The following is a 26760-nucleotide window of genomic DNA, read 5'->3' as shown; positions in this document are numbered from 1 at the left end:
GCGACCCGAAGGAAGCCCGCCTACGTGCACAGACCACCGATACGCACCGGTCACAGACGCGCCGCTCCGGGGCGCAGACTGGCCCTATTCGCCGCCGTTGTGGGCCTGTTGACGATCCTTCCGGCACTGCCCGCCGTGGCCGACGACTTCAGTGCCACCCCGGCCGATCCGCTCCTTGCAGCCCAGGCGCAGGCCGAGTCCACCGGCCAGTCCGTCCCGGTGGACGCGCTGACCACGGAGGTCTCCGCCACCGAGGCGCTGCCGGACGGCACCTTCACCAACACCACCAGCGTGCTGCCGACCCGGGTGTTCAAGGACGGCGAGTGGACCCCGCTGGACGCCACCCTGGCCTCCGACGGCCACGGCGACTACGCGCCCAAGGCCACCCCGAACGGGGTCACCCTTTCCGGCGGTGGCGACGGCCCGCTGGTCACCCTCACCCACGCCGACGGCCCCAGCATGGCTCTGACCCTGCCGTTCACGCTGCCGAAGCCGGACGTCAGCGGCGACACCGCGGTGTACCCATCGGTGCTGCCCGGCGTCGATCTGTCGGTGTCCGTCACCGACCAGGGCGGCTTCAGCGACGTCCTGGTCGTGCACGACGCGGACGCAGCGGCGAACCCTCAGCTGAAGAAGCTCACGCTGGCCGCCGACACGCACGGCCTCTCTCTGGCCACCGCTGACGGCGACACCATGACCGCCACCGCGGCCGACGGCGATCTGACCTACACCAGCCCGCAGCCAGTGATGTGGGACTCCGGCCCCACACCCACGAAGACCGACGGTCCGGCCGCCGGCACGGCCTCCTCCGTCGACGGCCCGGGCCCCGGAGCCGACACCGAGCCGGTCGCCATGACCGCCACGAGCAAGGCCGTGACGCTGACCCCGGACGCGGGCATGCTCACCGACCCGGACACCACCTATCCGGTGTACATCGACCCGTACACCAACCCGGTCTCCTCCACCGCCGGCCACTACACCGAGGTCTACTCCAGCTCGGCCTGCGACAACTCACCGCAGTACGACAAGGCGCAGACCAACGGCCAGGGCGTGGGCTACCAGCGGTGGGGCGGCGCCTGCGGGGTCGGTCTGGAGCGTTCGTACTGGGCGATCAACACCAGCGGACTGCACTCCTCGTTCGTCGTCTACGACGCCTACGTGAAGATCTCCACCACGTTCGCGGCGAGCTACAACTGCAGCCAGAACCAGCCGCTCACGCTCCACACCACCAACGCGATCGGCTCCAGCACCGACTGGCTGTCCCGGCCCGGCGTCCACGACACCGCCTTCCCGCCGGTGACGGACACCGTGCCCAGCGGCGCCAACTCCGGCAGCTCCTGCAGCAACAGCACCGCCACCTTCCACGTCAAGGACCAGGCACAGAAGATCGCCGACCAGGACGGCAACGGCTATGACGCGGGCGGCACCTTCGGCGACGGCACCAACACCTGGACCATCGGCCTGTACGGCAACGAGTCGCAGACCTCGGGCAACGACGACTACCTGCGCATGTCGACCACGCTGACCCTCACCACCAAGTTCGACATCCCGCCGGGCATACCGAGCAACCTGCACACGACCCCGGCGGCCACCGGCGCCTCGGCCGCCTGCACCACCAGCGGCGTGGGCTGGATCGGCGCCACCACCTACTCGGACGCCGGCAGCGACATCACCCTGCACTCCACCGTCACCTCCCAGATCTCCGGCGAGAACGTCAGGGCGCACTACTACGTCTGGGACCGCACGGTCGACCCCGACGGCGACGGCAACGGCGCCTCCGTCTCGACCCCGGACAGCGGGTGGCTGGCCTCCGGCACAGACGCGGCGATGCAGATCGGCGCCACTCTGAAGGACGGCCACCAGTACGGCTGGGACGTCTACGCCGAGGACGACTCGCCCGACCAGAACCTGACCTCGGGCAAGTCCGAGCACTGCTGGTTCAACACCGACTTCACGGCGCCGCCCACCCCGGACATCTCCGGCAACCCCGCCTTCCCGCAGGTCGGAACCGCGCGTGAGGGCGACCCCGTCTACGCGGGCCCCGGCAAGACCACCGACTTCACCGTGGCCGGCACCGACAGCCCGGCCTCCGACGACAGCTGCGACCCCGGCGCCTGCAAGTACAGCGGCATGAAGTCCTTCCTGTGGCAGTTCGACTCGCCGCCCACCGACGCCGACGGCCAGACCGCCGCGGTCTCCGGCACCGACAGCCAGGGACGCTCCACCGCCACCATCCCCGTCCCGATCCGCGACTGGGGCGTGCACACCCTCTACGTCGCCGGCGTCGACAAGGCCGGGAACATCTCCACCAGTCCCGCCGGCTACACCTTCACGGTGCCGTGGGATCCGGCGACCAAGATCAAGCCGGGTGACATCTCCGGCGACGGCGTGCCCGACCTGCTCGCCACCACCAAGACCGGCGACCTCGACCTCGTCCCCGGCAACCAGGACCCCGCCCAGGCCACCGCCCCGGTCCACAGCGACCCCGTCACCGGCACCCCGCCGGCCGTCACCGGCCCGGTCACCGTGTCCACCAAGGAGGACTCCCCCGACGGCACCGGCTGGAACAACTACGTCATCGCCCACCGCGGCAACCTGCACGGAGCGAACGGCGACGACCTGTGGGCGTACAACAAGACCAGCAAGAACCTCTACATCGTCAAGAACGACCTGGACCCCGTCGACGACGCGTCCTTTCCGGCATCGCCCTGGTCCACCTTCGGCGGCTTCGCAGGCAAGCGGTTCGACCTCGTCGTCAAGGACACCTGCGCACTGCCTGACGTCGTCGCGGACGACACCCGCTGCCGCAGCACCGACTACGACAGCAAGAACTGGAACGTCAGCCAGCTCATCGCACCGGGCAACGTCTTCGGCAACACCAACGACTACCCCGCCGTCATCACCGTCGAGAACAAGGAGCTCTGGATCTACCAGTCCGACGGCGGCTACCACCTGAAAAACCCGATCCTGCTCGGCGACGGCGACTGGACGACCCAGACCCTCATCGCCGCGGGCACCTTCGACAACAAGCCGGTCCTGTGGTCCCGCGACAACGCCACCGGCCAGCTGTACAGCTACCCGATCACCATCGACCCGACCACCCTGGTCCCGACCCTGCTCCACCCGGGCACGCACACCAGCCTGGGGCTCACCCTGTCGCCGGCCCTCTACCCCGTGGTCGCCTCCCCGGGCGACGTCAACAGCCCGGTCCAGACCGGCGACACCAACCCCGGCGCCCCGGACGGCAACCCCGACCTGTACGCCGTCGGCCCCTTCGGCCAGCTCGTCGAATACAACTACCGGCAGAGCCCGGTCCTGACCTCCCCGCCCACCTACGGCTTCGCCCCGCCGGTCTCGCTGGGCTCGGTCACCGACACCGCCACCCACTGGTGGAAGCTCGCCGAAGGCAGCGGTGCCACCACCGCCGACAGCACCGGCACACTGAACGCCACCCTGTCCGGCGGCTACTCCTGGACCACCGACACCACCCGAGGAAACGCCGTGACCCTGAACGGCACCACCGGGTACGCCGGCACGACCGGCCCGGCCGTGGACACCTCCAAGAGCTTCACCGTCTCCGCCTGGGTCAAGCTCAACTCAACGACCGCCAACAGCACCTTCCTCTCCCAGAACGGCACCACCAACAACGGCTTCCAGCTGTACTACTCCTCCGGCGCCCAGGTCTGGGCCTTCGGCCGGCACAGCACCGACGCCTCTGGCGCCGTGTGGCGAGCCGCCTACGGCAGCAAGGCCACTACCGGTCAGTGGACCCACCTGGTGGGCGTCTACGACGCCAACGCCAAGGAGCTCCGCCTGTACGTGAACGGCAAGCTCACCGGCACCAGGGACTGGGCCTACACCCCCTGGAACGCCACCGGCCCCGTGCAGATCGGCCGCAAGCTCTCCTCCGGCACCTACGGCGAGTACGCCAACGCAGCGATCAGCAACATCCGCGTCTATCCCACCGCCCTGCCCCCCGCCGACGCAGCGACCACCGGTGACAACCCCAAGGTCGTCCAGCTCGACTGAGCACCACGGTCGGCGCTCGCCCAGGGCCCGTCCCGGCTTGACCGGGGCGGGCCCGCGTCACGCCAGGACATCCGCTGCGGCCGGACTCGGCTCGAGCGGAGGTGATCCAGATCCCCCAGCAACCCTGTCCCAGGTCGCAGCACCGTCTCCCCGGCAGCCGGAGCAGGATCTGCCGAGCTGGCATCGCAGGCAGCTCCTCGCCAGACCTGTGTCCTCACAGCGTCCCCAATGGCGCCTTCGGCTCCTCGTTGACGCCGCGAGTGCCGCTCGCTCACTCCGTGATCCAACGTATTCACGCAGGTCAGCCTGGTGTCGACCCACCGTGAGTGGAGGTGCCGTTGAACTCGCGAGCAGCGGATTCGGTCCGTTGGGGCGGAGTTGATGCTCCAGCACGCAGGAAGAACGTTTCCGCAGGTCAGGGAACGTTTCTGGTGGGGCGGGTGGGACTCGAACCCACGGCCGACGGATTATGAGTCCGCTGCTCTAACCGGCTGAGCTACCGCCCCATAGCGGCGTGTCGCGTACATGTGTGCGCGCCGTCTGCCGCAGCATAGCCGCTCATACGATCTCCTGCTTCGCATGGTCGGCTTCACATGACCTTGAGGACTCCGCCCCGGGCCGGGTGGTTCCCTCGGACATGAAAAAGGACCCCGGCGGGGTCCTCGTTCAGCATGCTCCCCCGACTGGACTCGAACCAGTAACCTGCCGGTTAACAGCCGGCTGCTCTGCCAATTGAGCTACGGAGGACCGAGCTCCCCCGACTGGACTCGAACCAGTAACCTGCCGGTTAACAGCCGGCTGCTCTGCCAATTGAGCTACGGAGGAATGCCTCGTTGCATCGAACGTACCTACCTGGGTATTCGCCAGGGGGCGCGCGCTCGCTGCGACACATACATTAGCGCAAGCAGGGGGGTGCTCCGCCAATCGGTTCCCCCCGCGCCAACGCCGCACCGCAGACCTACACAAGGGAAGGGTGGCCGCCATGCGCTACCGGCTCACGTTCATCGCCGGACTCGCCCTGGGTTACGTCCTCGGCACGAGGGCCGGGCGCGAGCGCTACGAGCAGCTGAAGAAGTCCGCACGGCAGGTCGCGCAGAATCCGGCGGTCCGCAACACCGCGGAGTCGGCCGCCCAGCAGGGGCGCGTCCTGGCGGGCCGGGCGGCCCACGCGGTCGGCGAGAAGGTCAGCGATCACGTACCCGACGCGGTGACCCAGCGCATGCGCGCCATGCGAGCCCACCACCCGAACGGCGCAGGCACGGACGACTGGGGCACGAGCAACACCTAGCGGTCCCTCTCAGCACCGGGCACCCCCATATCCCCAGGGCGCGCGGCTGTGACATTTGCGGCTCCGCCGCGGGGCGCGACCGGCCCAGGACGGCCCGCGCCCGAGATACGACGTCACCCCAACGGCGCCCAGCGGCGAAACCCCGCGGCGCGGTACGGCAGAATTTTCCCATGGGGATAGTCGCCGGGTTGGACAGCTCGCCCGATTTCACACGCATCGTCGTCTGCGACACGGACACGGGAGCCGTGCTGCGGCAGGGCTATGCGCCGCACCCGGTGGACAACCCCGAGAGCGGCCGGCCCTCCGACATCGATCCGCAGGCCTGGCTGCTCTCCCTCGGCGAGGCCGCCGGCGGCGGGCTCCTGGAGGGTGTGCAGGCCATCGGGGTCTCCGCCCAGCAGAACGCACTCGTACCGCTGGACGCACAGGGCAACACCGTGCGGCCCGCCATGGTCGGCGGCGACAAGCGGGCGCAGGTCGCGGCGGCCGACCTGGTCGACGCGCTCGGCGGCCGCGAGGCGTGGGCGCAGGCGGTGGGCTCGGTGCCGCAGGCGGCGCAGTCGGTGACCAAGCTGCGCTGGCTCGCCAAGAGCGAGCCCGAGAACGCCCGGCGGACGGCGATCCTGCTCCAGGCGCACGACTGGCTCGTCTGGCAGCTGCTCGGGCGGCCGGTGCGAAGGACCACCGACCGCGGCGGGGCCTCCGCCACCGGGTACTGGTCCGCGGCCATCGGTGGCTACCGGCCCGAACTGGTCGAGCTGGCGCTCGGTCACCAGGCCATGCTGCCGGAGGTGATCGGTCCCTCCGACGCGGCCGGTACGACCCCGGAGGGGCTGCTGATCTCCGCGGGGACCGGCGAGACGATGGCCGCCGCGTTCGGGCTCGGCCTCGGGCTCGGCGACGCGGTGGTGTCGCTCGGCGCCTCCGGGTCCGTGATGGCGGTGCACCCCGAGGCCCTCGTCGACCAGACCGGCATGATCACCTCGCTGGCCGACGCCACCGGCATGCACCTGCCGGTCGTGACCACCCTGAACGCCGTACGGACCCTGCGCGGCACCGCCGAACTCCTCGGGATGCCCGACCTGGAGAGCCTGTCCGACCTGGCGATGAAGTCCACGCCCGGGTCCCACGGACTGGTCCTGCTGCCCTATCTGGAGGGCGAGCGGACGCCGAACCTGCCGCACACGGCAGGCACCCTGGCGGGCCTCAGACGCGAGTCCATGAGGCCCGAGCACCTGGCGCGGGCCGCCTTCGAGGGCATGCTCTGCGGGCTCGCGGACGCGCTCGACGTGCTGCGCGGGCGGGGCGTCGACGTGCGGCGGGTCTTCCTGCTGGGGCAGGCCGCCGAGCTGTCGGCGGTGCAGTCCGCCGCGCCCTCGCTGTTCGCTGCGCAGGTCGTCGTACCGCAGCCCGCCGACTACGCGGCGATCGGCGCCGCCCGCCAGGCGGCCTGGGCGCTCGGCGTCTCCCAGGGCGCGCTCGATCCGCGCACCCCGCCGGCCTGGCAGGGCGCGGCGGCTCAGATCCTGGACCCCGGTGACCAGCTGGCGGTGGGGCAGGCGGTGCGGCAGCAGTTCATGTCGGTGCGCGAGCAGACCCATCCCGGGGCGTTTCGGTCGTAAGGTCCGCAAAGGAGTCGCAAGAGGCCCGCTGGAGCCGGACTGTCGGGTTAATCGGTTGAGGTAACGCGGGTGGAGTGTCCGACGATAGGGGCCACGGGCAACCACCTCGCCCCCCACCGCCGACTCCGAGAGACGTAGCGTGCTCATACGACTTCTGCGGACCTATCTCAGGCCCTACAGGAAACCCATCTCCGTCCTGGTGCTGCTGCAGTTCCTGCAGACCTGCGCCACCCTCTATCTGCCCACCCTGAACGCGGACATCATCGACAACGGTGTCGTGAAGGGTGACACCGGTTACATTCTGTCCTTCGGTGTCCTGATGATCGGCATCTCGCTGGCGCAGGTCGTGTGCAACATCGGCGCCGTGTACTACGGCGCGAAGACCGCGTCGGCGCTCGGCCGGGACGTCCGGGCCGCCGTCTTCGACAAGGTGCAGTCCTTCTCCGCACGTGAGGTCGGTCACTTCGGCTCCCCCTCCCTCATCACCCGTACGACCAATGACGTCCAGCAGGTCCAGATGCTGGCCCTGATGACGTTCACGCTGATGGTGTCGGCGCCCATCATGTGCGTGGGCGGCATCGTCCTGGCCCTCGGCCTGGACGTACCGCTGTCCGGGGTCCTGGTGGCGGTCGTACCGGTGCTGGGCATCTGTGTGACGCTGATCGTGCGCCGACTGCGCCCGCTGTTCCGGTCCATGCAGGTACGCCTGGACACGGTGAACCGGGTGCTGCGCGAGCAGATCACCGGCAACCGGGTGATCCGCGCCTTCGTCCGCGACGAGTACGAGCAGGGCCGCTTCGGGAAGGCGAACGGCGAGCTCACCGACATGCAGCTGGCGACCGGCCGGATGCTCGCGCTGATGTTCCCGATCGTGATGACGGTGGTGAACCTGTCGTCGATCGCGGTCGTGTGGTTCGGCGCGCACCGCATCGACAGCGGCGGAATGGCGATCGGCGATCTGACCGCCTTCCTCGCCTATCTGATGCAGATCGTCATGTCCGTGATGATGGCCACCTTCATGTTCATGATGGTGCCGCGCGCGGAGGTGTGCGCCGAGCGCATCCAGGAGGTCCTGGAGACCGAGTCCAGCGTGGTGCCGCCACTCGCGCCGGTCACCGAGCTGCGCCGGCACGGCCATCTGGAGATCCGCGGGGCCGGGTTCCGCTACCCGGGGGCCGAGGAGCCGGTGCTGAAGTCCGTCGACCTGGTGGCCCGGCCGGGTGAGACGACCGCCGTGATCGGCTCCACCGGCAGCGGCAAGTCGACCCTGCTCGGACTGGTCCCGCGGCTGTTCGACGCCACCGACGGCGAGGTGCTCGTCGACGGCGTCGACGTGTCGGGCCTCGACCCGGTGCTGCTCGCCAAGACCGTCGGGCTCGTCCCGCAGAAGCCGTACCTGTTCGCCGGCACGGTGGCCACCAATCTGCGCTACGGCAATCCGGACGCCACGGACGAGGAGCTCTGGCACGCGCTGGAGGTCGCGCAGGCCAAGGACTTCGTGCGGAAGCTGGAGGGCGGTCTGAACGCCCCCATCTCCCAGGGCGGCACCAATGTCTCCGGCGGTCAGCGCCAGCGCCTGGCCATCGCCCGCACGCTTGTGCAGCGCCCGGAGATCTATCTGTTCGACGACTCCTTCTCCGCGCTCGACTACGCCACCGACGCGGCCCTGCGCACCGCGCTCGCCCGGGAGACCGCCGAGGCGACCGTGGTGATCGTGGCCCAGCGCGTGGCGACCATCCGGGACGCCGACCGGATCGTGGTCCTGGACGAGGGACTGGTCGTCGGCACCGGCCGGCACCACGAGCTGATGGCCGACAACGAGACCTATCGGGAGATCGTGCTCTCCCAGCTGACGGAAGCGGAGGCCGCCTGATGGCAGGGCCCATGGGACGCATGATGGCCGGGGGCGGCCCCGACCAGCGCTCGATGGACTTCAAGGAGTCGGGCAAACGGCTCATCGCCCGGTTCAAGCCCGAACGGCTGACCATCTACGCGCTGCTGCTGTGCGTCGTCGTCAGCGTGACCCTGAGCGTCATCGGGCCGAAGATCCTCGGCAAGGCCACCGACCTGGTCTTCGCGGGCATCATCGGCCGGCAGATGCCGGCCGGGGCCACCAAGGAGCAGGTCCTCGACTCCATGCGCGAGCGGGGCCAGGGCTCCGTCGCGGACATGCTGCAGAGCACCGACTTCACCCCCGGCAAGGGCATCGACTTCGACGCCGTCGGGAACGTGCTGCTGTTCGCGCTCGGCACCTTCCTCGTCGCCGGTCTGCTGATGGCGGTGGCGACGCGGCTGGTCAACCGGGCCGTGAACCGCACGATGTACCGGATGCGCGAGGACGTGCAGGGGAAGCTGTCGCGGCTGCCGCTGTCGTACTTCGACAAGCGCCAGCGCGGCGAGGTGCTCTCCCGGGCCACCAACGACATCGACAACATCGGCCAGACGCTGCAGCAGTCGATGGGGCAGCTCATCAACTCGGTGCTCACCATCATCGGTGTGCTGGTGATGATGTTCTGGGTGTCATGGCTGCTGGCCCTGGTCGCGCTGGTCACCGTGCCGCTGTCGTTCGTCGTGGCGACCCGTGTCGGCAAGCGCTCGCAGCCGCACTTCGTGCAGCAGTGGCGCTCCACCGGCAAGCTGAACGCGCACATCGAGGAGATGTACACCGGGCACACCCTGGTGAAGGTGTTCGGCCGGCAGCAGGAGTCGGCGCAGCAGTTCGCCGAGCAGAACGACGCGCTGTACGAGGCCGGGTTCAAGGCGCAGTTCAACAGCGGTGTGATGCAGCCGCTGATGATGTTCGTGTCGAACCTGAACTATGTGCTCGTCGCCGTGGTCGGCGGTCTGCGGGTGGCGTCCGGCGCCCTGTCGATCGGTGACGTGCAGGCCTTCATCCAGTACTCGCGGCAGTTCTCGATGCCGCTGACCCAGGTCGCCTCGATGGCCAACCTGGTGCAGTCGGGCGTCGCTTCGGCCGAGCGGATCTTCGAACTCCTGGACGCGGAGGAGCAGGAGGCGGACCCGGTGCCGGGCGAGCGGCCGGCGGAATCGGCCGGACGCGTGGCGCTGGAGCACGTGTCGTTCCGGTACGAGCCCGAGAAGCCGCTGATCGAGGATCTGTCGCTGAAGGTGGAGCCGGGGCACACGGTCGCGATCGTCGGCCCGACGGGCGCGGGCAAGACCACGCTGGTCAATCTGCTGATGCGGTTCTACGACGTGTCCGGCGGGCGGATCACCCTCGACGGCGTCGACATCCGCAGGATGTCCCGGGACGAACTCCGGGCCGGGATCGGCATGGTGCTGCAGGACACCTGGCTGTTCGGCGGCACGATCGCGGAGAACATCGCGTACGGCGCCTCCCGCAAGGTCACCCGGGGCGAGATCGAGGAGGCGGCGCGGGCGGCCCACGCCGACCGTTTCATCCGTACCCTGCCCGACGGCTACGACACCGTGATCGACGACGAGGGCACAGGCGTCAGCGCCGGTGAGAAGCAGCTCATCACCATCGCGCGGGCGTTCCTGTCCGACCCGGTGATCCTGGTGCTCGACGAGGCGACCAGCTCCGTCGACACCCGTACCGAGGTGCTGATCCAGAAGGCGATGGCCAAGCTGGCGCACGGGCGGACGTCGTTCGTCATCGCGCACCGGCTGTCCACGATCCGGGACGCCGACACGATCCTGGTGATGGAGAACGGCTCGATCGTCGAACAGGGCGCGCATGCGGAGCTGCTGGCCGCGGACGGTGCCTATGCGCGGCTGTACAAGGCGCAGTTCGCGCAGGCGGTCGCGGAGGTGGACTGAGCGGTGCCCTCGGCTTGCGCGGGCGGGTGGGTTCGCTCGCCCGCGCACCCGTGCCGCCTGGGGGTGCCCCCTGCTCGAAGAGCTTGGGGGAGGCACGACTGCCCGCAGCCACGGCGGCCGACAGCTCAGTCCAGGTAGCCCCGCAGCTGGTCGGCGAATGCGTGGTCCCGGAGCTTGTTGAGGGTCTTCGACTCGATCTGGCGGATCCGCTCCCGGGTGACGCCGAAGATGCGTCCGATCTCCTCCAGGGTGCGGGGGCGGCCGTCGGCGAGTCCGTAGCGCAGTTGTACGACCTTGCGCTCGCGCTCCCCCAGGGTCGACAGCACGGCCTCCAGATGCTCCCTGAGCAGCAGGAAGGCGGCCGACTCCACGGGGCTGGTGGCGTCGCCGTCCTCGATGAGGTCGCCGAGGGCGACGTCGTCCTCCTCGCCCACGGGCGCGTGCAGCGAGACGGGCTCCTGGGCGAGCCGCAGCACCTCGCTGACCCGCTCGGGCGGCAGGTCGAGGTGGGCGGCGACCTCGTCGGGCGTGGGCTCGTAGCCGCGCTCCTGGAGCATCCGGCGCTGCACCCGCACGACCCGGTTGATGAGTTCGACGACGTGCACGGGCACGCGGATGGTGCGGGCCTGGTCGGCGAGGGCACGGGACATGGCCTGCCGGATCCACCAGGTGGCGTAGGTGGAGAACTTGTAGCCGCGGGCGTAGTCGAACTTCTCGACGGCCCGGATGAGCCCGAGGTTCCCCTCCTGGACCAGGTCCAGCATGGTCAGCCCGCGCCCGATGTACCGCTTGGCGACGGAGACCACGAGCCGGAGGTTGGCCTCGATGAGCCGGCGCTTGGCCATCCGCCCCATGACGACCAGCTTGTCCAGGTCGAGGGCGAGCCGTTCGTCCAGGTCGGGGGTGCTGCCGAGCTTCTCCTCGGCGAACAGCCCGGCCTCGACCCGGCGGGCGAGCTCGACCTCTTCGGCCGCGGTGAGCAGCGGGATACGGCCGATCTCGCGCAGGTACTGGCGGAACAGGTCCGAGGAGGGGCTGCCGGTGTCGGGGCGGGGAGCGGGCGGTTCGGCGGGCTCGGGGGCCTGTGCGGCCAGTGCCTCGGCGGGTGGCTCCGCCGGTTCGGACGGGGCCTCCGGCTCCGTCTCGGGGTGCAGCGCGACACGGCCCTGCGGGGGCACGGCCGCGAAGACGTCGGTCTCCGCGTCCGGCTCCTCGGTCGTGCCGACGCCGGTCTGTGTGAGGGTCTGGGTCTGCACGGGGGCGACCTCCAGGATGATCGCTGCCAAGGAGTACGGCAGCGGTACTTCGGGGACGGAGTCGACGGCCTCGCCGCTGTCCGTCCCGTACGCGATGAGAGGAACCGCGGGGGTGTGGGACCCGTGGGGGACGGATCGGCCGCGCTCCGAGGACTCAGGCACCGGAACCCAGTGTGGGGTAAGACACATCGCCGCCACGAGGGGCGTGCGGTGACTTTTTGCGTCCGAGTCGTGACCGCGTGGTAACCCTGGCGTATGCGAACCACTCAGAGAGCGGCCGCACCCTGCTCTTGAAGCGCCTGGCCGTACTGCTGCAACACCCACAACTCGTTCTGTACGGCGGCCAGATGGGCCGGGTCGGCGTTGCTGCCGAGGCGGGTGAGGGTGATCTGGATGTCGTGGATGCGGCGGTCCACGGCTCGGCGGCGGACCGTCACGAGTTGGTCGCCCGCGTACGCCTCGTCGACCGTGCGGCGCATGATCGCCTCGACAGCCAGCTCCGTGACCATCGCGCGGACCGTGTCGTCGGGGGCCGCCTCACGGACCCGGACCAGATACTCCTGCGGGTCCTGTACGCCGTACTCCGCGCCGCCCGCGTCCAGGACGGCCTGGCGTACGGCGGCGTAGGGCGGGGCGGTGAACTCGTCCACGCCGTACGCGTCGAACGCCGGGGAGACCAACTCCGGGCGCTGGAGTGCCAGTTTGAGCAGCTCGCGTTCGGTGGCGTACACCGGGTTGCGGAGGTTCAGGGCCGGGCCGGGTCCTGCGGGGCGGGCGGAGGCCGCCGCCTCGTACTGCTGGGGGGTGCGGGAGGCCGGGGCCTGGCCCCTGCCGCCGCCGCCCCGTTCGCGGGCCCAGCGGGCCAGCTGGGCGACCCGCTTGACCACGAACTGGGTGTCCAGGATGCCCAGCATCCCGGCCAGCTCCACCGCGACCTCGTGCTGCGCGCCGCTGTTCTTGATGCGGGCGACGATCGGGGCGGCCTCGTCCAGCGCGGCCGCCCGGGCCGCCGGGGTGTCCAGGTCGTAGCGGTTGACGATCTGGCGGAGGGCGAACTCGAAGAGCGGGGTACGCGGTTCGACCAGGTCGGCGACCGCCTCGTCGCCCTTGGCCAGGCGCAGCTCGCAGGGGTCCATGCCGTCGGGCGCGATCGCGATGTACGTCTCGGCGGCGAACTTCTGGTCGTCCTCGAAGGCGCGCAGGGCCGCCTTCTGGCCGGCCGCGTCGCCGTCGAAGGTGAAGATCACCCGGGCGCTGCCGTTGTCCATCAGCAGCCGGCGGAGGATCTTGATGTGGTCGCCGCCGAACGCCGTGCCGCACGTGGCGATCGCGGTCGTCACCCCGGCGAGATGGCACGCCATGACGTCCGTGTAGCCCTCGACGACGACCGCGCGGCTGGCCTTGGCGATGTCCTTCTTCGCGAGGTCGATGCCGTAGAGCACCTGGGACTTCTTGTAGATCGCGGTGTCGGGCGTGTTGAGGTACTTGGGGCCGTTGTCCGCCTCGTACAGCTTGCGGGCGCCGAAGCCGACGACCTCGCCGCCGATGTCGCGGATGGGCCACATGAGGCGGCCGCGGAAGCGGTCGATGGGGCCGCGGCGGCCCTCCTGGGAGAGGCCGGACAGGAGCAGTTCCTTGTCGGTGAAGCCCTTGCCGCGCAGATAGCGGGTGAGGTGGTCCCAGCCCTGGGGGCTGTAGCCGACGCCGAAGTGGACGGCGGCGGCCTGGTCGAAGCCGCGCTCGGCGAGGAAGACCCGGCCGGTCTCCGCCTCCGGGCCGGTGGCGAGCTGTTCGGCGTACCACTGCGCGGCGATCTTGTGCGCCTCGACCAGGCGGATGCGCTCGCCTCGCTGGTGGGCGGGGTTGTATCCGCCCTCCTCGTAGCGCAGGGTGATGCCGGCCTGGGCCGCGAGGCGCTCGACCGCCTCCGAGAAGGAGAGGTGGTCGACCTTCATCACGAACGTGATGGTGTCGCCGCCCTCCTGGCAGCCGAAGCAGTGGAAGAGTCCCTTGCTCGGGCTGACCTGGAAGGACGGCGACTTCTCGTCGTGGAACGGGCACAGCCCCTTGAGGTTGCCGCCGCCCGCGTTGCGCAGCTGGAGGTACTCGGACACCACGGCGTCGATCGGGACCGCGTCCCGAACCGCCTTCACGTCCTCGTCGTTGATCCGTCCTGCCACGTGGTGATTCTACGGGGCCGAACTGACACTCCTGGGGCGTGACGTCCTCACGGACCGGCACTCACGGGACAAGGCTTTCGAGTGGAGTGTGCGGGTCCGCCAGGGCCTCCGTGTTCACCCGGGTCGTGGACCGGATCAGCCGCTGGATCGGCTCTGTGACGTCCCACACATTCACATTCATCCCGGCCAGCACCCTCCCCTCCTTCACCCAGAACGCGATGAACTCGCGCTTGCCCGCGTCGCCCCGGATCACGACCTCGTCGTACGACCCCGGGGGCGCCCACCCGCTGTACTCCATCCCCAGGTCGTACTGGTCGGAGAAGAAGTAGGGCACGCGGTCGTAGAGGACGTCCTTGCCCAGCATCGCGCGGGCCGCCGCCGGGCCGCCGTTGAGCGCGTTGGCCCAGTGCTCCACCCGCAGCCGGGTGTCGAACAGGGCGTGCGGGAAGGACGCCACGTCGCCTGCCGCGTGGATGTCGGGGTCGGAGGTGCGCAGCCGCTCGTCGACCGCGACGCCGCCGCCGTGGGCACGGCCGGCGATCTCCAGCCCCGCGGCCTCCGCCAGACCGATGCGCGGCGCCGCGCCGATGGCCGCCAGCACGTCGTGCGCCGGGTACTCCTCGCCGTCGTCGGTCCGCGCGGCCAGCACCATGCCGTCCTGGCCGACGATCTCCGTCAGCCGGACACCGAAGTGGAAGCGGACGCCGCGCTCGCGGTGCAGTTCCTCGAAGAGATTGCCGAGCTCGGGGCCGAGGACGCTGTGCAGCGGGGTCGGCAGCGGCTCGATGACGGTCACCTCCGCGCCGTACTCGCGGGCCGCCGCCGCGACCTCCAGGCCGATCCAGCCGGCGCCCGCGATCACCAGATGGCCGTTGTCCCGGCCGAGGGCGGTGAGGACGCCCTTGAGGCGCTCGGCGTGCGCGAGACGCCGCAGATGGTGGACGCCCACCAGGTCGGTGCCGGGGATGTCGAGGCGGCGGGGCTCGGCACCCGTGGTGAGGAGCAGCTTGTCGTAGTGGACGAGGGTGCCGTCGTCGCCGAAGCGCACGGTCTTCGCGGTGCGGTCGATCGCGTCGACGGTCTGGCCGAGGTGCAGCTCGATGTCGTTCTGCGCGTACCAGGCGGGCTCGTGCACGAAGACGCTGTCGCGCTCCTCCTTGCCGAGCAGATAACCCTTGGACAGGGGCGGGCGTTCGTACGGGTGGTCGCGTTCGTCGCTGATCAGTATCACCCGGCCGGTGAAGCCCTCGGCACGCAGCGTCTCGGCCGCCTTCGCGCCGGCCAGACCTCCTCCGACGATGACGAATGTCTGATCCGCGTCGACCACTTGATGCCTCCTCGTAAGGGTGCCGCCACATCCGAGCGTCCCGCACGCAGCGTGATGCGGGAAGAGGGAGTGCCCCGATCAGGCCACGGAGGGTCACTTCCTTGTCACACGTACCTCGTCAGTCTCACGTGTCGGTCACACGCGCCCCGTCAGGCGCGCGTGGAGCGAGCGGGCCGAGGCGTCGGTGAGGGAGGCGATCTGGTCGACGATCACGCGTTTGCGGGCGTGATCGTCGGGTGCCCCGTCGAACAGGGCGCGAAACTGCGGATCCAGTCCGTCCGGCGCGCGGGCGGTCAGCGCCTCGGCGAGTTCGGCGACGACGACCCGCTGGTCGGCACGGAGCAGCTCCTGTTCGGCGCGCTGCATGACATACCGGTCGGCGACCGCCTTGAGGACCGCACACTCCATGCGGGCCGGTCTCGGTACGACGAGTTCGGCGCCGTAGCGGGTGAGGCCGCCGCTGCCGTACGCGGCGCGCGTGGCGCCCTCTGCGGCCAGGCAGAAGCGGCCGATGAGCTGGCTGGTGGCGTCCTTGAGGCGGGCCTGGGCGACCGCCGTGCCGTCGTACCCGTGCGGCCACCACTCCTGGTCCTGGAGCCGGTCGAGGGCCTCGGCGAGTTCGGCCGGGTCGGTGTCCGCCGGGACGTACCGGCCGACGGCGACCGCGAAGACCGCCTGCCGCTCGGGCTCGGCATGCAGGCAGTTGGGGTCGATGTGGCCGGCGTGCAGGCCGTCCTCGACGTCGTGCACCGAGTACGCCACGTCGTCGGCCCAGTCCATCACCTGGGCCTCGAAGCACGTGCGCGTGCCGGGGGCCTCCTTGCGGACCCAGTCGAAGACGGGCCGGTCGTCCTCGTAGACCCCGAACTTGCGGGACTTGGGGTCGGTGGGGTGGGCGCCGCGCGGCCAGGGGTACTTGGTGGCGGCGTCCAGCGCGGCGCGGGTGAGGTTGAGGCCGACGGAGCCCTGCGCGGTGAAGCGCTTGGGCTCGATGCGGGTGAGGAGCCTGAGCGACTGGGCGTTGCCCTCGAAGCCGCCGCAGTCCTCGGCGAACTCGTTGAGCGCCTGTTCGCCGTTGTGACCGAAGGGCGGGTGGCCGAGGTCGTGGGAGAGGCAGGCGGCCTCGACGAGGTCGGGGTCGCAGCCGAGGGCCGCGCCCAGCTCGCGGCCGACCTGGGCGCACTCCAGGGAGTGGGTCAGCCGTGTCCTGGGACTGGCGTCCCACGCCTGGCTGCTGGTTCCCGGGGTGACCACCTGCGTCTTGCCCGCGAGGCGGCGCAGGGCCGCGGAGTGCAGGACGCGTGCGCGGTCTCGCTGGAAGGCGGTGCGGCCTGGGCGTTTGTCCGGCTCGGGCGCCCAGCGGTCGGCTGACGCCGGGTCGTAGCCAGGGAGGGGTTCGGGTTCGGTGCCTGTGCCTTCCATGGTTCGACAGTAAGCGTCGGCAGTGACAATTGGGTGTTGATGTGCCTACTCGTCTGCCACGTTGTGCTGGTTTGCGGCTGCGCGTCGTTTGTGGCGTGTCGCGCCCACGCGGCGGAGCCGCATACCGACACAGCCCCGCGCCCCTCAGGCGGCTGTCGTTGCCGGTGTCGACAGTGCCTGGTCATAGCGGTGCAGGACCAGGCGGGTCATCGCCTCGTGGGCGCCCAGGGGGGCCGAGGCCAGCCACGGGGCTGCTTCGGCGCACTGTGTCGCGAAGCGGCCCGGGGCCGTGAAGCAGGAGGCCACGGCTATGCGGTGGCGGCCTCGGGCGGTCAGGGAGTGTACGGCCGCTTCGACGGTCGGTGTCGCGGCGGAGGCGTAGGCGGGCACCACGGGCACGCCCAGGCGCTCGGCGAGGAGGCGGGCGGTGCGGCGGGTGTCGGCCGCGGAGTCGGGGTCGCGGGAACCGGCCGCGGCGAGGACGACGGCGCCGTTGCGGCGGACGGGGTCGTCGGCGCCGGTGCGCCAGCCGGCCTCGACGAGGCGGGCGTACAGGGTCTCCACGAGGAGCGGGTGCGGGCCGAGCGGGGCTGCCACGCGCGTGCGTGCCGCGGCGGCGGCCGCCATCTCGGGAATGTCCCGCTTGACGTGGTAGCCGCGGCTGAGCAGGAGCGGTACGAGCACGGCGGGCGCGTCACCGAGGGCGGCGAGGGTGTCGGGGAGCAGGGGCTCGTTCAGCTCGATGTGCCCGAGGTGCACCGGCACGCCGGGGCGCAGCTCCCGTACCCGTTCCATGAGCAGACGGACGGTCTTCAGCGCGCGCGGGTCCCGGCTGCCGTGCGCCACGAGCACGAGGGCGGGCGGGGCGGGGCGGCGCCTGCCCTGGAGCGAGACGAGGCTGAGCCGGCCGGCCAGCTCGCTGCCGATGCTGCTCATGATGTCCGCCGTGCTGTCGAGGTGGATGCGGGACTCGTCGCGAGGAGGGTTCGACGCCGTCATGGAAGGATCCTGGCGGCCGGAGATTGCACCCCCGTTGCGCCGCGGTGACAGGTATTTTCCGCGGGTTCACCGCACGGGCCCCGGCGGTGTGAGGCGAACCGGATCACTGCGCGCCGCGTCTTCCATGGTCGAAGGGGACCGGGGAGCTGAGGGGACCGCATGAAAATCCGTCGACCGCGCCTGCCGCGCACCCGTGCCGGGCGGCGGCGGCTGGTGCAGGGTGTCATGGCCGGGTGCGTGCTCGCGCTGCTGCCGGCGACCTGGCTGTACGTGTCCACGGCCGACCGGCTGCGCACGACGGCCGACGCGCCCCGTACCGAGGTCGCCATGGTGTTCGGGGCGGGCCTGTGGGGGGACGGCAAGCCGTCGCCGTACCTCGCGCACCGGCTGGACGCGGCGGCGAAGCTGTACCGCGCGGGCCGTATCGAGGTCGTGCTCGTCACCGGGGACAACAGCCGCAAGGACTACGACGAGCCCGACGCGATGCGGACCTATCTCACCAGGCACGGGGTGCCGGACGCCCGCATCGTCAGCGACTACGCCGGCTTCGACACCTGGGACTCCTGTGTCCGGGCGAAGAAGATCTTCGGCGTCGACCGGGCCGTGCTGATCAGCCAGGACTTCCACATCCGCCGCGCGGTCGCCCTGTGCGAGGCGGCGGGGGTCGACTCGTACGGCATCGGGGTCGACGCCAAGCACGACGTCACCTGGTACTACGGCGGCACCCGCGAGATCTTCGCGGCGGGCAAGGCGGCCCTGGACGCGGTGTTCGAGCCGGATCCGACCTTCCTGGGCCCGAAGGAACCGGGAGTGGCACGGGCGCTGGCGAGCGGACGCTGAGCCGGGGCCGGGCTCGCCGCGCCTCACGGTGGCGGGGGCGCGGCGGGGAGGCCGGGTTCGCGTCCGTGTAACAAAGGGCCGTCATGGGACGTAACACGCCCGAAGCACGCTGAGCGGTATGCAGACCGCCTCGACGCCCACCCACTGCCCGTACTGCGCCCTGCAGTGCGGGATGAATCTGTCGCCCCTGCCGCAGGGGGGCGTCGAGGTGACCGAGCGGGCGGACTTCCCGGTGAACCGGGGAGCGCTGTGCGGCAAGGGGCGTACGGCTCCCGCGGTGCTCTCGTCCGGGGTGCGGCTGACCTCGCCGTTGGTGCGCTCCGGCGGCGCGCTCGTGCCCGCGAGCTGGGACGAGGCGCTCGACCGTGTCGCCGCGGGCCTGTCGTCGGCGCGGACCGGGTACGGTCCCGACGCCTGCGGGGTGTTCGGCGGGGGCGGGCTCACGAACGAGAAGGCGTACTCGCTCGGCAAGTTCGCGCGGGTGGTCCTCGGCACCTCGCAGATCGACTACAACGGCCGCTTCTGCATGTCGTCCGCGGCGGCCGCCGGGACCAGGGCCTTCGGCCTGGACCGGGGGCTGCCCTTCCCGCTGGAGGACATCCCGCGGACGGGGTGCGTGATCCTGGTCGGCTCCAATCTCGCGGAGACGATGCCGCCGTCACTGCGGTTCTTCGGCGAACTGAAGGAGAACGGCGGCACATTGATCGTCGTCGACCCGCGCCGCACGAAGACCGCCGAACAGGCCGACCTGCACCTGGCACCGCGCCCGGGGACCGATCTCGCGCTGGCGATGGGGCTGTTGCACCTGGTGGTGGCGGAGGGCCGGACGGACGAGGCGTTCATCCAGGAGCGCACGGCCGGCTGGGAGGACGCGCGGGCCGCGGCGATGGCGCACTGGCCGGAGTATGTGGAGCGGATCACGGGGGTGTCCGTTCCACAACTCCGGGAGGCCGTACGGCTGTTCTGTGAGCCGGAGACCGCGATGGTGCTCACGGCGCGCGGGCCGGAGCAGCAGTCCAAGGGCACCGACACGGTCGGGGCGTGGATCAACCTGTGCCTGGCGACGGGCCGGGCGGGCCGTCCGCTGTCCGGGTACGGCTGTCTGACCGGGCAGGGCAATGGGCAGGGCGGGCGTGAACACGGGCAGAAGGCCGACCAGTTGCCCGGCTACCGCAAGCTGACCGACCCGGCCGCGCGGCGGCATGTCGCCGAGGTGTGGGGCGTGGACCCGGACAGCCTGCCCGGGCCGGGGCGCAGCGCGTACGAACTGCTGGACGCGCTGGGCACCGACATCCGCGCGCTGCTGCTGATGGGTTCCAACCCGGTGGTGTCGGCGCCGCATGCGGCACATGTGGAGGAGCGGCTGCGGTCGCTGGACTTCCTGGCGGTGGCGGACGTGGTGCTCTCGGAGACGGCGGAGCTGGCCGACGTCGTCCTGCCGGTCACCCAGTGGGCGGAGGAGACGGGCACGACGACCAGCCTGGAGGGCCGTGTGCTGCTGCGCCGGCGGGCGATCACACCGCCCGCGGGGATCCGCAGCGACCTGGAGGTCCTGCACGGGCTCGCGGCCCGCCTCGGCGTGGAGAAGGGCTTCCCGACCGACCCCGAGGAGGTCTTCGACGAGTTGCGCCGGGCCAGTGCCGGGGGCCCCGCGGACTACTCGGGGATCACCTACCGGCGGCTGGCGGAGGAGAACGGGGTGTTCTGGCCGTGCCCGTCCGTCCCAGGTGGCGAACCGGACGACGGCGAGGACGCGGCGCTCGACCCGGCGGAGGCCGACCCGGTCGGAGAAGCCACGGAACCGGACGACCTCACGGGCCCCACCATTCACCCCGGCACCCCGCGCCTCTTCCTCGACGGCTTCGCCACCGATGACGGACGGGCCCGGTTCGTCGCCGTCTCCCACCGCGACTCGGCCGAGGAGCCGGACGCCGAGTACCCGCTGCTGCTGACGACCGGCAGGGTCGTGTCCCAGTACCAGTCGGGCGCCCAGACGCGCCGCGTGGACGAGCTGAACGCGGCCGCCCCCGGCCCGTTCGTGGAACTCCACCCACGGCTGGCCGCCCGGCTCGGAGCAGCCGACGGCGACCTGCTGGCCGTCGTCTCACGCCGGGGCCGCGCGGTGGCCCCGGCCCGCGTCACCACCACGATCCGCCCCGACACGGTCTTCATGCCGTTCCACTGGCCGGGCGAGGGCCGCGCCAACACCCTCACCAACCCGGCCCTCGACCCCACCTCCCGCATGCCGGAGTTCAAGGCATGCGCGGTACGCGTGGAGCCGGCGAAACCCTGACCCCACGAGCGCCGCGCGCGACACGCGGTACGACGTCTCAGCGCAGATCGTCCGGCTTGCGTGCCCCCGGTACCCCGTCGTCGTCCCCGAGCATCGACTCCGTTCCCGTTGCGTCCTGTGTGGTGATCAGGTCCGCCGTCTCGACGTCGGAGAGCGCGGTGTCCGTGCCCTGTGCCTCCATGGTCAGTTCCTGGCGTCCCGGGCCCGTGGAGAGCTGTTGGTCGGTGCGGAGCTGGCGCAGGCGGGCCAGGAGGTCCTGCATCGCGGGCAGGGGCAGGGTCTGGATGTAGGCCGAGATGTCGCCGCCCCCGCCGATGTACTGCGGGACGTCGAAGCCGGCGAACTCGCGGACGATGCGGATCATCGCCACGTTGTCCTTGCCCAACGCCTCCACCTCGGCCTTGAGTTCGAGGCCGGCGCGGCGGGCCTCCGCGCGCGCCCGGTAGGCGTCGATGAGGTCGTCCAGCTTGGCGTTCTCGACGGCCACGCCGAGCTTTTCGCCCCGGCCCTCCTCGATGAACTTGGCCTTGAGCGTGTCGAGCAGGGCCGGATCGCTCGGCGTGAACCGACCGAGGCTGGTGTCCAGCGTCTCCACGCCCCACTTCTCCAGCGCGTGCCTGACCCGGTCGGTGAGGTCCTTGCGGACGTGCTCGTAGCTGGCGAGGAACTCCAGCACGGAGTTGGTCATGACGATCTCGTTGAAGTACCCGGCCACCGCCGCGCCGAGGACGTCCCGCACGAACCGCTTCATCGGCGCGGGGTCGTCGACCAGCCCGCCCAGTCCGGCGGTGCTCACGCCACCGAACCGGCTGACCAGCTTCGGCGCCACGTCCGGCGGGATCTGCAGGTTCTGCCAGAGGTCCACGGACAGGTCGAAGCCCTGGACGTTGACGGTGATCCGGCCGAGGTCGGCGTCGTAGTTCTCGGCCTCGGACGCCCGCTTGTCGTGCCACTTGAGGATCAGCACCCGGGTGGGGATCACCATCACCCGTACGAACCACGGGTTGAGCGCGCACGTCGTGCCCTTGCCCAGGGTCTCCTCCTGGACGCCCCGCTGTCCGCCCTTCTCCAGGAAGACCCAGGGCAGCCGGAAACTGCTGTGCCCCGCCACCCTCGGCGCCACCGCACCGTCCACGTCCTGGCCGGGCTCGGCGCCGTCCAGGGTGATGACCACTCCGGTGTAGTCCTCCCCGATGGAGATCTCCCGGAGATGCGCCTCGGTCAGCCCGTCGCGGGCGGCGGTCACATTGTCGACCGTGACGACGTCGAAGAGCTCCGGATTGATGTCGTAGTACGCCCCGCCGCCGAGGATGGCCAGCTGCCTGCCCTGCTCGCCGCCGCCCGCGAGGAAGGCCTCCCCGTCCTGGAAGCTGTCGCACTCCATGTGCCGGCCGAACCTACGGTCCGGCGGCCGCACGGCACCCTCCTTCGCCTGCACCAGGCCGATCGTGCCCGGCGGCACAAAGGTGCGCGGCCTCATCTCGACGCGGAACAGCCGGGGGTTGATGTAGTACGACTGACCGCCGCTCAAGGTCGTGACCTGGACGCCCTGTTCGCCCTTGCGCCTGCCGTCGCCGAGCAGGAACTTCTCGCCGTCCTGGAAGTCGTCGCAGTCCACGTGCCGGGCGAGCCTGCCGCGGTCGGACCGGTTGTGCCCCTCCAGGGCCGTCACCACGCCGATCATGTCCGTCGGCACATGCACCCTGGGCACGAGGTCCACCGAGTTGACCACCGGCCACATCCAGTGGGTCCCCGGGAGCAGCGTGCGGGCCAGGACTCCGCGTGCGTCGGCCGGGTTGACCTGCTTGAACGTGCGGTCCGGATGCGGGGCCACATAGCGCCGGGTGATGATCCCGACGTGGTCGGCGGGCACCACGACCCGCCCCCTCAGGGCCGCCGCCCCGGCGATGGCCAGCAGGATCAGGATTAAGAACACCAGAACGATCACAGGTCGATCCCCCATTCCCGTAGCCGCGCGTGCAGCGCCAGCACGGTCGAACTCCAACGGTCGTACCAGTCCGGGTCGTTCTCGTGACCCGGGTCGCGCAGCGTGGGGTAGAAGCCGGCCCGTCCGCCGGGTCCCACCCGCCGTGCGAAGTCGCGGTAGCGCCGGGGCACGGCGTCCTCGGCCGTGTCGCGCCAGCCCAGTGCGGCGCCCAGCTCGGGGAAGCGCGGCCCCCGCGGCCCCCCGGCGGGGGCGAGCGCGAGCTGGCGCCCAAAGCCCTGCCGGCCGTGGGAGCGGTGGGCCCACAACGCGTCGATGCCGGCCAGCAGTTCCCGGGGCACGGTGGCGGCGTGCCGTGCGCTCAGCCAGCCCTCGGCGAGCCGGCCCGCCGACTCCATGACGAGCCGGGTGGTGAGCAGGTCGGCGTGCTCGTACTCGTCCTCCGCGAGGTGGGCGCGCAGCCGTTCCAGACCGGCGGAGGCCGTCAGCCGCACCGGGGACGTGCCTCGGCCGCCGCGTGCCCGGCGCGGTTCGGGCAGCCGCGGCGGCCGGCCGCGGGCCGCGTCCTCGTGCAGCCGGCGCAGCAGGTCGAGGTGGGCGTCGTCGAGCGGCGCGCCGTCGCGGGCGTCGATGTGCCAGGCGGCGGCGAGGTGGTAGTTGACCTCTCCGTCGAGCAGGACGGGGACGAACGGCCGCCCGTGCACCTGGCCTTCGAGGATCATGCGGGTGATGTCGTCGGAGTCCTGCGACCGGGGCGTCATCACGACGACGACGGCGACGGCGTGCCGCAGTTGCTGCCGGATGGTCCAGAAGTGGGCGTCCCCGGGCCGCAGATCGCCGATCGACCAGACCGGCAGCCCGGCCTCGCGCAGCCGGCCGGCCAGCGCGCGGCCGTACACGGCGTCGGCGGGGGCGTAGCAGACGACGAAGGACGGGCGGTCGGGTGCGGTGAGCGGGCGGGGCGGGGAGGGGCTGGCGACGTCTTCGTTGTCCCGGGCGGCCGCGGCACCGGGCGCGGCGGGGCGGCCCGCGACGACGGCGGCGAGTTCGGCGGCCTTCTCCGTGAACTCCTCGTCGGTCACGTCGCTGAAGTCCCGCCAGACGCGGTTGGCGGCGAACGGCGGTACGGCGACATGGCCGAGCAGCACCGGGATGAAGCGCAGTCCGCGCTCGGCCGATGCGGTGGCCAGCGCCGCGTACTCGTCCATGGCGCGGCCGGAGCGCACGGACGCCGGGCTGATCACGGCGATGCCATGGGCGGAGGCCAGCAGTTCGGCGTCCAGGCGGTGGACGACGACCTCGCTCGGCTCGATGCTCCACTCGGCGAAGAAGGGCCGTAGTCCGTGCGCGGCGAGCTCCTCGGCCAGCCGTTCGGTCCAGGCGGCGTCGTCGGCCGCGTAGGAGAGGAACACGTCGCTCGACCGGTTGTTCAACAGCGTGGACCTCCTGGGCACGGCCGCCCGGGGCCGTACGGCCACCGGACCGGGCCGCCGGTTGCGAGGGGGACCAGGCTAGGGCTGGAACCACCCCCTCCACCCAGGCATTGAGTAAGTCGCACTAACCCGATTCCTTCGCGTACGGGACTTTGCGGCGCGAGGGCGGGCCGAGGGCAGCCGCGGGCCGGGCGGGTCGGATGGGCCGGAGCGGCGGCCGCGGTGCCGGGGGCGTGCGCGGCGGGGTGCGCGGCAGCGGCTCGACCAGCGGTGCGGCGAGTGCGCCCAGCCCCGCCCTGCCCGTCTCCTCCCAGTCGCTCTTTGCCGACCGCTGCATCTCGGCCAGCAGGGCGGCTGCGCGCGGGCGCGGTTCCGGGTCCTTCGTCAGACCGGCGGCCAGCAGTTCGCGCAGGGGGCGGGGTACCCCCGTCAGCGGTACCGGTGCCGTGGTGTGCCGGGCCATCAGACTGAACAACTGCGGTACGGGAAAGGGCGGCCGCCCGGTCAGGCAGCGGTACAGGACGCATGCGGCCGCGTACACGTCGGCCTGGTGGGTCGCGTCCCCGGTGCCCTGCCACAGTTCGGGGGCGCGCAGTTCCGGGGCGCCGGTGGTGAGCGCCGCGAGTCCCAGGCCGGTCACCGTGACCGTCCCGTCGGCGCCGACCAGCACCTTGCCGGGCCGCAGGTCGCCGTGGGCCGTGCCCCGCTCGTGCGCGGCCGCCAACGCGCGCAGGACTGCCCGGAAGAGCACCGCCGAGGCGGGCCCGGACAGCGCTCCGTGCCGGTCCAGCAGGCGCGCGAGGGTGACGCCCTCGACCGCGTCGCTGATCAGTGCCCCGCCGGCGGCCACGGCCGACCGCTCGTACGCCGTCCGGAACGCGGGGGCCTGCACGAACCGGTACGGCACGGCCGCCTCGGGGATCCGCAGCCCGGCCAGCCGCCGGACGTCCGCCCGGAACGCGGCCTCGCGCGGCCGGTGGATCAGCGGCCGGGCGGGCACGTATCGCACCACGGCCAGGCGCGCGGGCCCGTGGGCGGCGCCGGTCGCACGGGGCACGGCAGGGGACCGGGCCGACACGCCGCCCTCGTTCCCCGATTCGTAGGCGGGCCACGCCAGTACGACGCGCCCGCACCGCCCCGTGTGCAGTTCACGCACCTCCGTCCAGCGCGGCAGTCGCCACGGCCGGGTGACCACCATCTCAGGCCCCCGCCGTGCGCCGCGGTGTGCGGACGACCCGGACCAGGCGGGCGACCTCGCGGTCGTAGTGGGCGGTGCCGGGCCGGGTGAGGTCGAGCGGCTGGTGGATGGCGGCGAGCGGGGGCAGCGCGACGTCCGCGATCCGCGCCGGTACGAACCGCAGGCCGCCCTCGTACTTGCGGTGCAGCAGCGCGGCGTACTCGTCCCGGGCGCGGGGGTCGGCCGTCGTGCCGGAGCCGAACAGCAGGACTCCCAAACCGGCCTCGGTGAGCGCCCGTTCGGTCTCCAGGAGCGAGACCAGTCCCGGCGCCACCCAGCACACCAGGAACACATCCAGATCCGCCGCGCGCAGCCGCCCGGCCAGCAGCTCCGCCGCCGCCGTGTCCCCGTCCGCGTACGACACGAAGACGTCGTACGGGCCCTGTCGCTCGGGCGGCTCGGACGCTCCGCCGCTGCCGGCGCCGCCGTCGTCGGCACGGGCGCCCGCTCGCCGTTGGCGGTATTCGTGGAATCCGAAGTACGTGCCCGCCACCGTGAGCAGCAGACCGGCGAACGCGATCGCCAGGTTGACCCCGTCAAGCCCCGTCATGGCTGGAGTGTAGGGGCGATACCCGCACTAGGGACGGGGTTTGCCCTCAGTGGACCCGGTTCAGCCAGTCGCCGCCCGCGATGCGCGTGCCGCGTGCACGCAGGAGGGCGGCGACGTGCGGCGCGGCCACGTACACCCAGGCGCGCACGGTGGTGCCGTCGCCGCGTACGACATTCCGGTCGACCCGTTCGTAAAGGCTGCGCGGGTCGCCCGGAACGTACTCCTCCAGCCGGTCGAGCTCGGCGAGCAGTTCGGGGTACGCCTCGGGCAGCGCGGCGACGAGTTCCCCGCTGACGACTCCCCCGGATTCCTCGACGGCGTAGGGATATCCGGGGCCGTCGTACAGCACCGCGTCCGTCAGCCGGCCGGGTTCCTCGGAGCGCGTACGGCCGCGAAGGAACAGGTCATGGTTGGGCTCGCCGGGGCGGAGCGTGCCGTAGACGAAGAACGGAAGGGTCACAGGAACGATTCTGCATCCCCTCCGACCCCTCACACATCTCCTTGAAGGCGCTATGGACATGACATGTCATGGCCCTTT

17 protein-coding genes and 3 tRNA genes are annotated in these 26760 nt (G+C 71.4%); 7 read left to right on the top strand and 13 right to left on the bottom strand.

Features of this window, described 5'->3' with window-relative positions; genetic code table 11:
* The first annotated feature begins 108 nt into the window (after window positions 1-108).
* Window positions 109-4029 carry a LamG domain-containing protein gene (locus tag ACZ4EG_RS03025; protein WP_467789303.1) on the top strand — a complete coding sequence of 1307 codons (3921 nt, stop codon included), beginning with the start codon at window positions 109-111 and terminating at the stop codon, window positions 4027-4029.
* Between the two features lie 429 nt (window positions 4030-4458).
* On the opposite strand, the gene ACZ4EG_RS03020 is transcribed toward ACZ4EG_RS03025, so the two are convergent.
* The 3 genes from ACZ4EG_RS03020 to ACZ4EG_RS03010 form a co-directional block, all read right to left on the bottom strand.
* Window positions 4459-4535, bottom strand: a tRNA-Ile gene (locus ACZ4EG_RS03020).
* A 168-nt stretch (window positions 4536-4703) separates the two neighbouring features.
* Window positions 4704-4776, bottom strand: a tRNA-Asn gene (locus ACZ4EG_RS03015).
* A gap of 5 nt (window positions 4777-4781) precedes the next feature.
* Window positions 4782-4854, bottom strand: a tRNA-Asn gene (locus ACZ4EG_RS03010).
* A 157-nt stretch (window positions 4855-5011) separates the two neighbouring features.
* Here ACZ4EG_RS03010 and ACZ4EG_RS03005 point away from each other — a divergent pair.
* From ACZ4EG_RS03005 to ACZ4EG_RS02990, 4 genes are all read left to right on the top strand, one after another.
* On the top strand, window positions 5012-5317 hold the full coding sequence (locus ACZ4EG_RS03005) for a YtxH domain-containing protein (RefSeq protein WP_263208446.1): 306 nt from the start codon (window positions 5012-5014) through the stop codon (window positions 5315-5317).
* A gap of 170 nt (window positions 5318-5487) precedes the next feature.
* Complete coding sequence (locus ACZ4EG_RS03000) at window positions 5488-6939, top strand: FGGY family carbohydrate kinase (protein WP_453552043.1); 1452 nt, start codon at window positions 5488-5490, stop codon at window positions 6937-6939.
* 139 nt (window positions 6940-7078) lie between these two features.
* Complete coding sequence (locus ACZ4EG_RS02995; RefSeq protein WP_467789302.1) at window positions 7079-8812, top strand: ABC transporter ATP-binding protein; 1734 nt, start codon at window positions 7079-7081, stop codon at window positions 8810-8812.
* The gene (locus tag ACZ4EG_RS02990; protein ID WP_453552037.1) at window positions 8812-10740 is read left to right on the top strand and encodes an ABC transporter ATP-binding protein; all 1929 of its coding nucleotides are present in this window, start codon (window positions 8812-8814) and stop codon (window positions 10738-10740) included. Before ACZ4EG_RS02995 ends, ACZ4EG_RS02990 begins: the two co-directional genes overlap by 1 nt.
* Before the next feature lie 125 nt (window positions 10741-10865).
* Here the strand turns inward: ACZ4EG_RS02990 and ACZ4EG_RS02985 are convergent, their stop codons facing one another.
* The 5 genes from ACZ4EG_RS02985 to ACZ4EG_RS02965 all read right to left on the bottom strand — a co-directional run bounded on the left by ACZ4EG_RS02985 (window position 10866) and on the right by ACZ4EG_RS02965 (window position 17924).
* Window positions 10866-12158: an RNA polymerase sigma factor gene (locus ACZ4EG_RS02985; protein WP_453552034.1), complete on the bottom strand. Its 1293-nt coding sequence runs from the start codon at window positions 12156-12158 to the stop codon at window positions 10866-10868.
* 104 nt (window positions 12159-12262) lie between these two features.
* The gene (dnaG, locus tag ACZ4EG_RS02980; protein WP_453552031.1) at window positions 12263-14176 is read right to left on the bottom strand and encodes a DNA primase; all 1914 of its coding nucleotides are present in this window, start codon (window positions 14174-14176) and stop codon (window positions 12263-12265) included.
* A gap of 61 nt (window positions 14177-14237) precedes the next feature.
* Window positions 14238-15503, bottom strand: coding sequence for an NAD(P)/FAD-dependent oxidoreductase (locus tag ACZ4EG_RS02975; RefSeq protein ID WP_453552028.1), 1266 nt, complete (start codon window positions 15501-15503; stop codon window positions 14238-14240).
* A 135-nt stretch (window positions 15504-15638) separates the two neighbouring features.
* On the bottom strand, window positions 15639-16925 hold the full coding sequence (locus ACZ4EG_RS02970; protein ID WP_467789301.1) for a deoxyguanosinetriphosphate triphosphohydrolase: 1287 nt from the start codon (window positions 16923-16925) through the stop codon (window positions 15639-15641).
* Between the two features lie 144 nt (window positions 16926-17069).
* Window positions 17070-17924: a sirohydrochlorin chelatase gene (locus ACZ4EG_RS02965; protein WP_467789300.1), complete on the bottom strand. Its 855-nt coding sequence runs from the start codon at window positions 17922-17924 to the stop codon at window positions 17070-17072.
* Between the two features lie 159 nt (window positions 17925-18083).
* Between ACZ4EG_RS02965 and ACZ4EG_RS02960 the strand changes: the two genes are divergently transcribed.
* On the top strand, window positions 18084-18764 hold the full coding sequence (locus ACZ4EG_RS02960; protein WP_453552020.1) for a SanA/YdcF family protein: 681 nt from the start codon (window positions 18084-18086) through the stop codon (window positions 18762-18764).
* A 118-nt stretch (window positions 18765-18882) separates the two neighbouring features.
* Window positions 18883-21057, top strand: a complete 2175-nt coding sequence (locus ACZ4EG_RS02955) for a molybdopterin oxidoreductase family protein (RefSeq protein ID WP_467789299.1) — start codon at window positions 18883-18885, stop codon at window positions 21055-21057.
* Window positions 21058-21094: 37 nt separating this feature from the next.
* Here the strand turns inward: ACZ4EG_RS02955 and ACZ4EG_RS02950 are convergent, their stop codons facing one another.
* The 5 genes from ACZ4EG_RS02950 to ACZ4EG_RS02930 all read right to left on the bottom strand — a co-directional run bounded on the left by ACZ4EG_RS02950 (window position 21095) and on the right by ACZ4EG_RS02930 (window position 26682).
* Window positions 21095-23005 (bottom strand): SPFH domain-containing protein, encoded by a 1911-nt coding sequence (locus tag ACZ4EG_RS02950; RefSeq protein ID WP_453552014.1) that lies wholly within the window; start codon window positions 23003-23005, stop codon window positions 21095-21097.
* Window positions 23002-24435, bottom strand: coding sequence for a TIR domain-containing protein (locus ACZ4EG_RS02945; RefSeq protein ID WP_467789298.1), 1434 nt, complete (start codon window positions 24433-24435; stop codon window positions 23002-23004). The genes ACZ4EG_RS02950 and ACZ4EG_RS02945 overlap by 4 nt, the downstream gene beginning before the upstream one ends.
* Window positions 24436-24559: 124 nt before the next feature.
* Window positions 24560-25633, bottom strand: a complete 1074-nt coding sequence (locus ACZ4EG_RS02940) for a protein kinase domain-containing protein (protein WP_467789297.1) — start codon at window positions 25631-25633, stop codon at window positions 24560-24562.
* Window position 25634: 1 nt separating this feature from the next.
* Window positions 25635-26222, bottom strand: coding sequence for a toll/interleukin-1 receptor domain-containing protein (locus tag ACZ4EG_RS02935; protein ID WP_453552006.1), 588 nt, complete (start codon window positions 26220-26222; stop codon window positions 25635-25637).
* Between the two features lie 46 nt (window positions 26223-26268).
* Window positions 26269-26682, bottom strand: coding sequence for a gamma-glutamylcyclotransferase family protein (locus ACZ4EG_RS02930; RefSeq protein WP_453552003.1), 414 nt, complete (start codon window positions 26680-26682; stop codon window positions 26269-26271).
* Window positions 26683-26760 lie beyond the last annotated feature (78 nt).

The organism is Streptomyces sp. NPDC025638 (assembly GCF_055558775.1).
The sequence above is the reverse complement of the archived record's forward strand: the minus strand, read 5'-3'. Positions and strand labels throughout refer to the sequence as shown.

Coding starts and splice junctions, on each gene's coding strand:
- ACZ4EG_RS03005 (WP_263208446.1), top strand. CDS start 5,012: ATGCGCTACCGGCTCACGTTCATCGCCGGACTCGCCCTGGGTTACGTC.
- ACZ4EG_RS03000 (WP_453552043.1), top strand. CDS start 5,488: ATGGGGATAGTCGCCGGGTTGGACAGCTCGCCCGATTTCACACGCATC.
- ACZ4EG_RS02990 (WP_453552037.1), top strand. CDS start 8,812: ATGGCAGGGCCCATGGGACGCATGATGGCCGGGGGCGGCCCCGACCAG.
- ACZ4EG_RS02970 (WP_467789301.1), bottom strand. CDS start 16,925: ATGGAAGGCACAGGCACCGAACCCGAACCCCTCCCTGGCTACGACCCG.
- ACZ4EG_RS02965 (WP_467789300.1), bottom strand. CDS start 17,924: ATGACGGCGTCGAACCCTCCTCGCGACGAGTCCCGCATCCACCTCGAC.
- ACZ4EG_RS02960 (WP_453552020.1), top strand. CDS start 18,084: ATGAAAATCCGTCGACCGCGCCTGCCGCGCACCCGTGCCGGGCGGCGG.
- ACZ4EG_RS02955 (WP_467789299.1), top strand. CDS start 18,883: ATGCAGACCGCCTCGACGCCCACCCACTGCCCGTACTGCGCCCTGCAG.
- ACZ4EG_RS02940 (WP_467789297.1), bottom strand. CDS start 25,633: ATGGTGGTCACCCGGCCGTGGCGACTGCCGCGCTGGACGGAGGTGCGT.
- ACZ4EG_RS02935 (WP_453552006.1), bottom strand. CDS start 26,222: ATGACGGGGCTTGACGGGGTCAACCTGGCGATCGCGTTCGCCGGTCTG.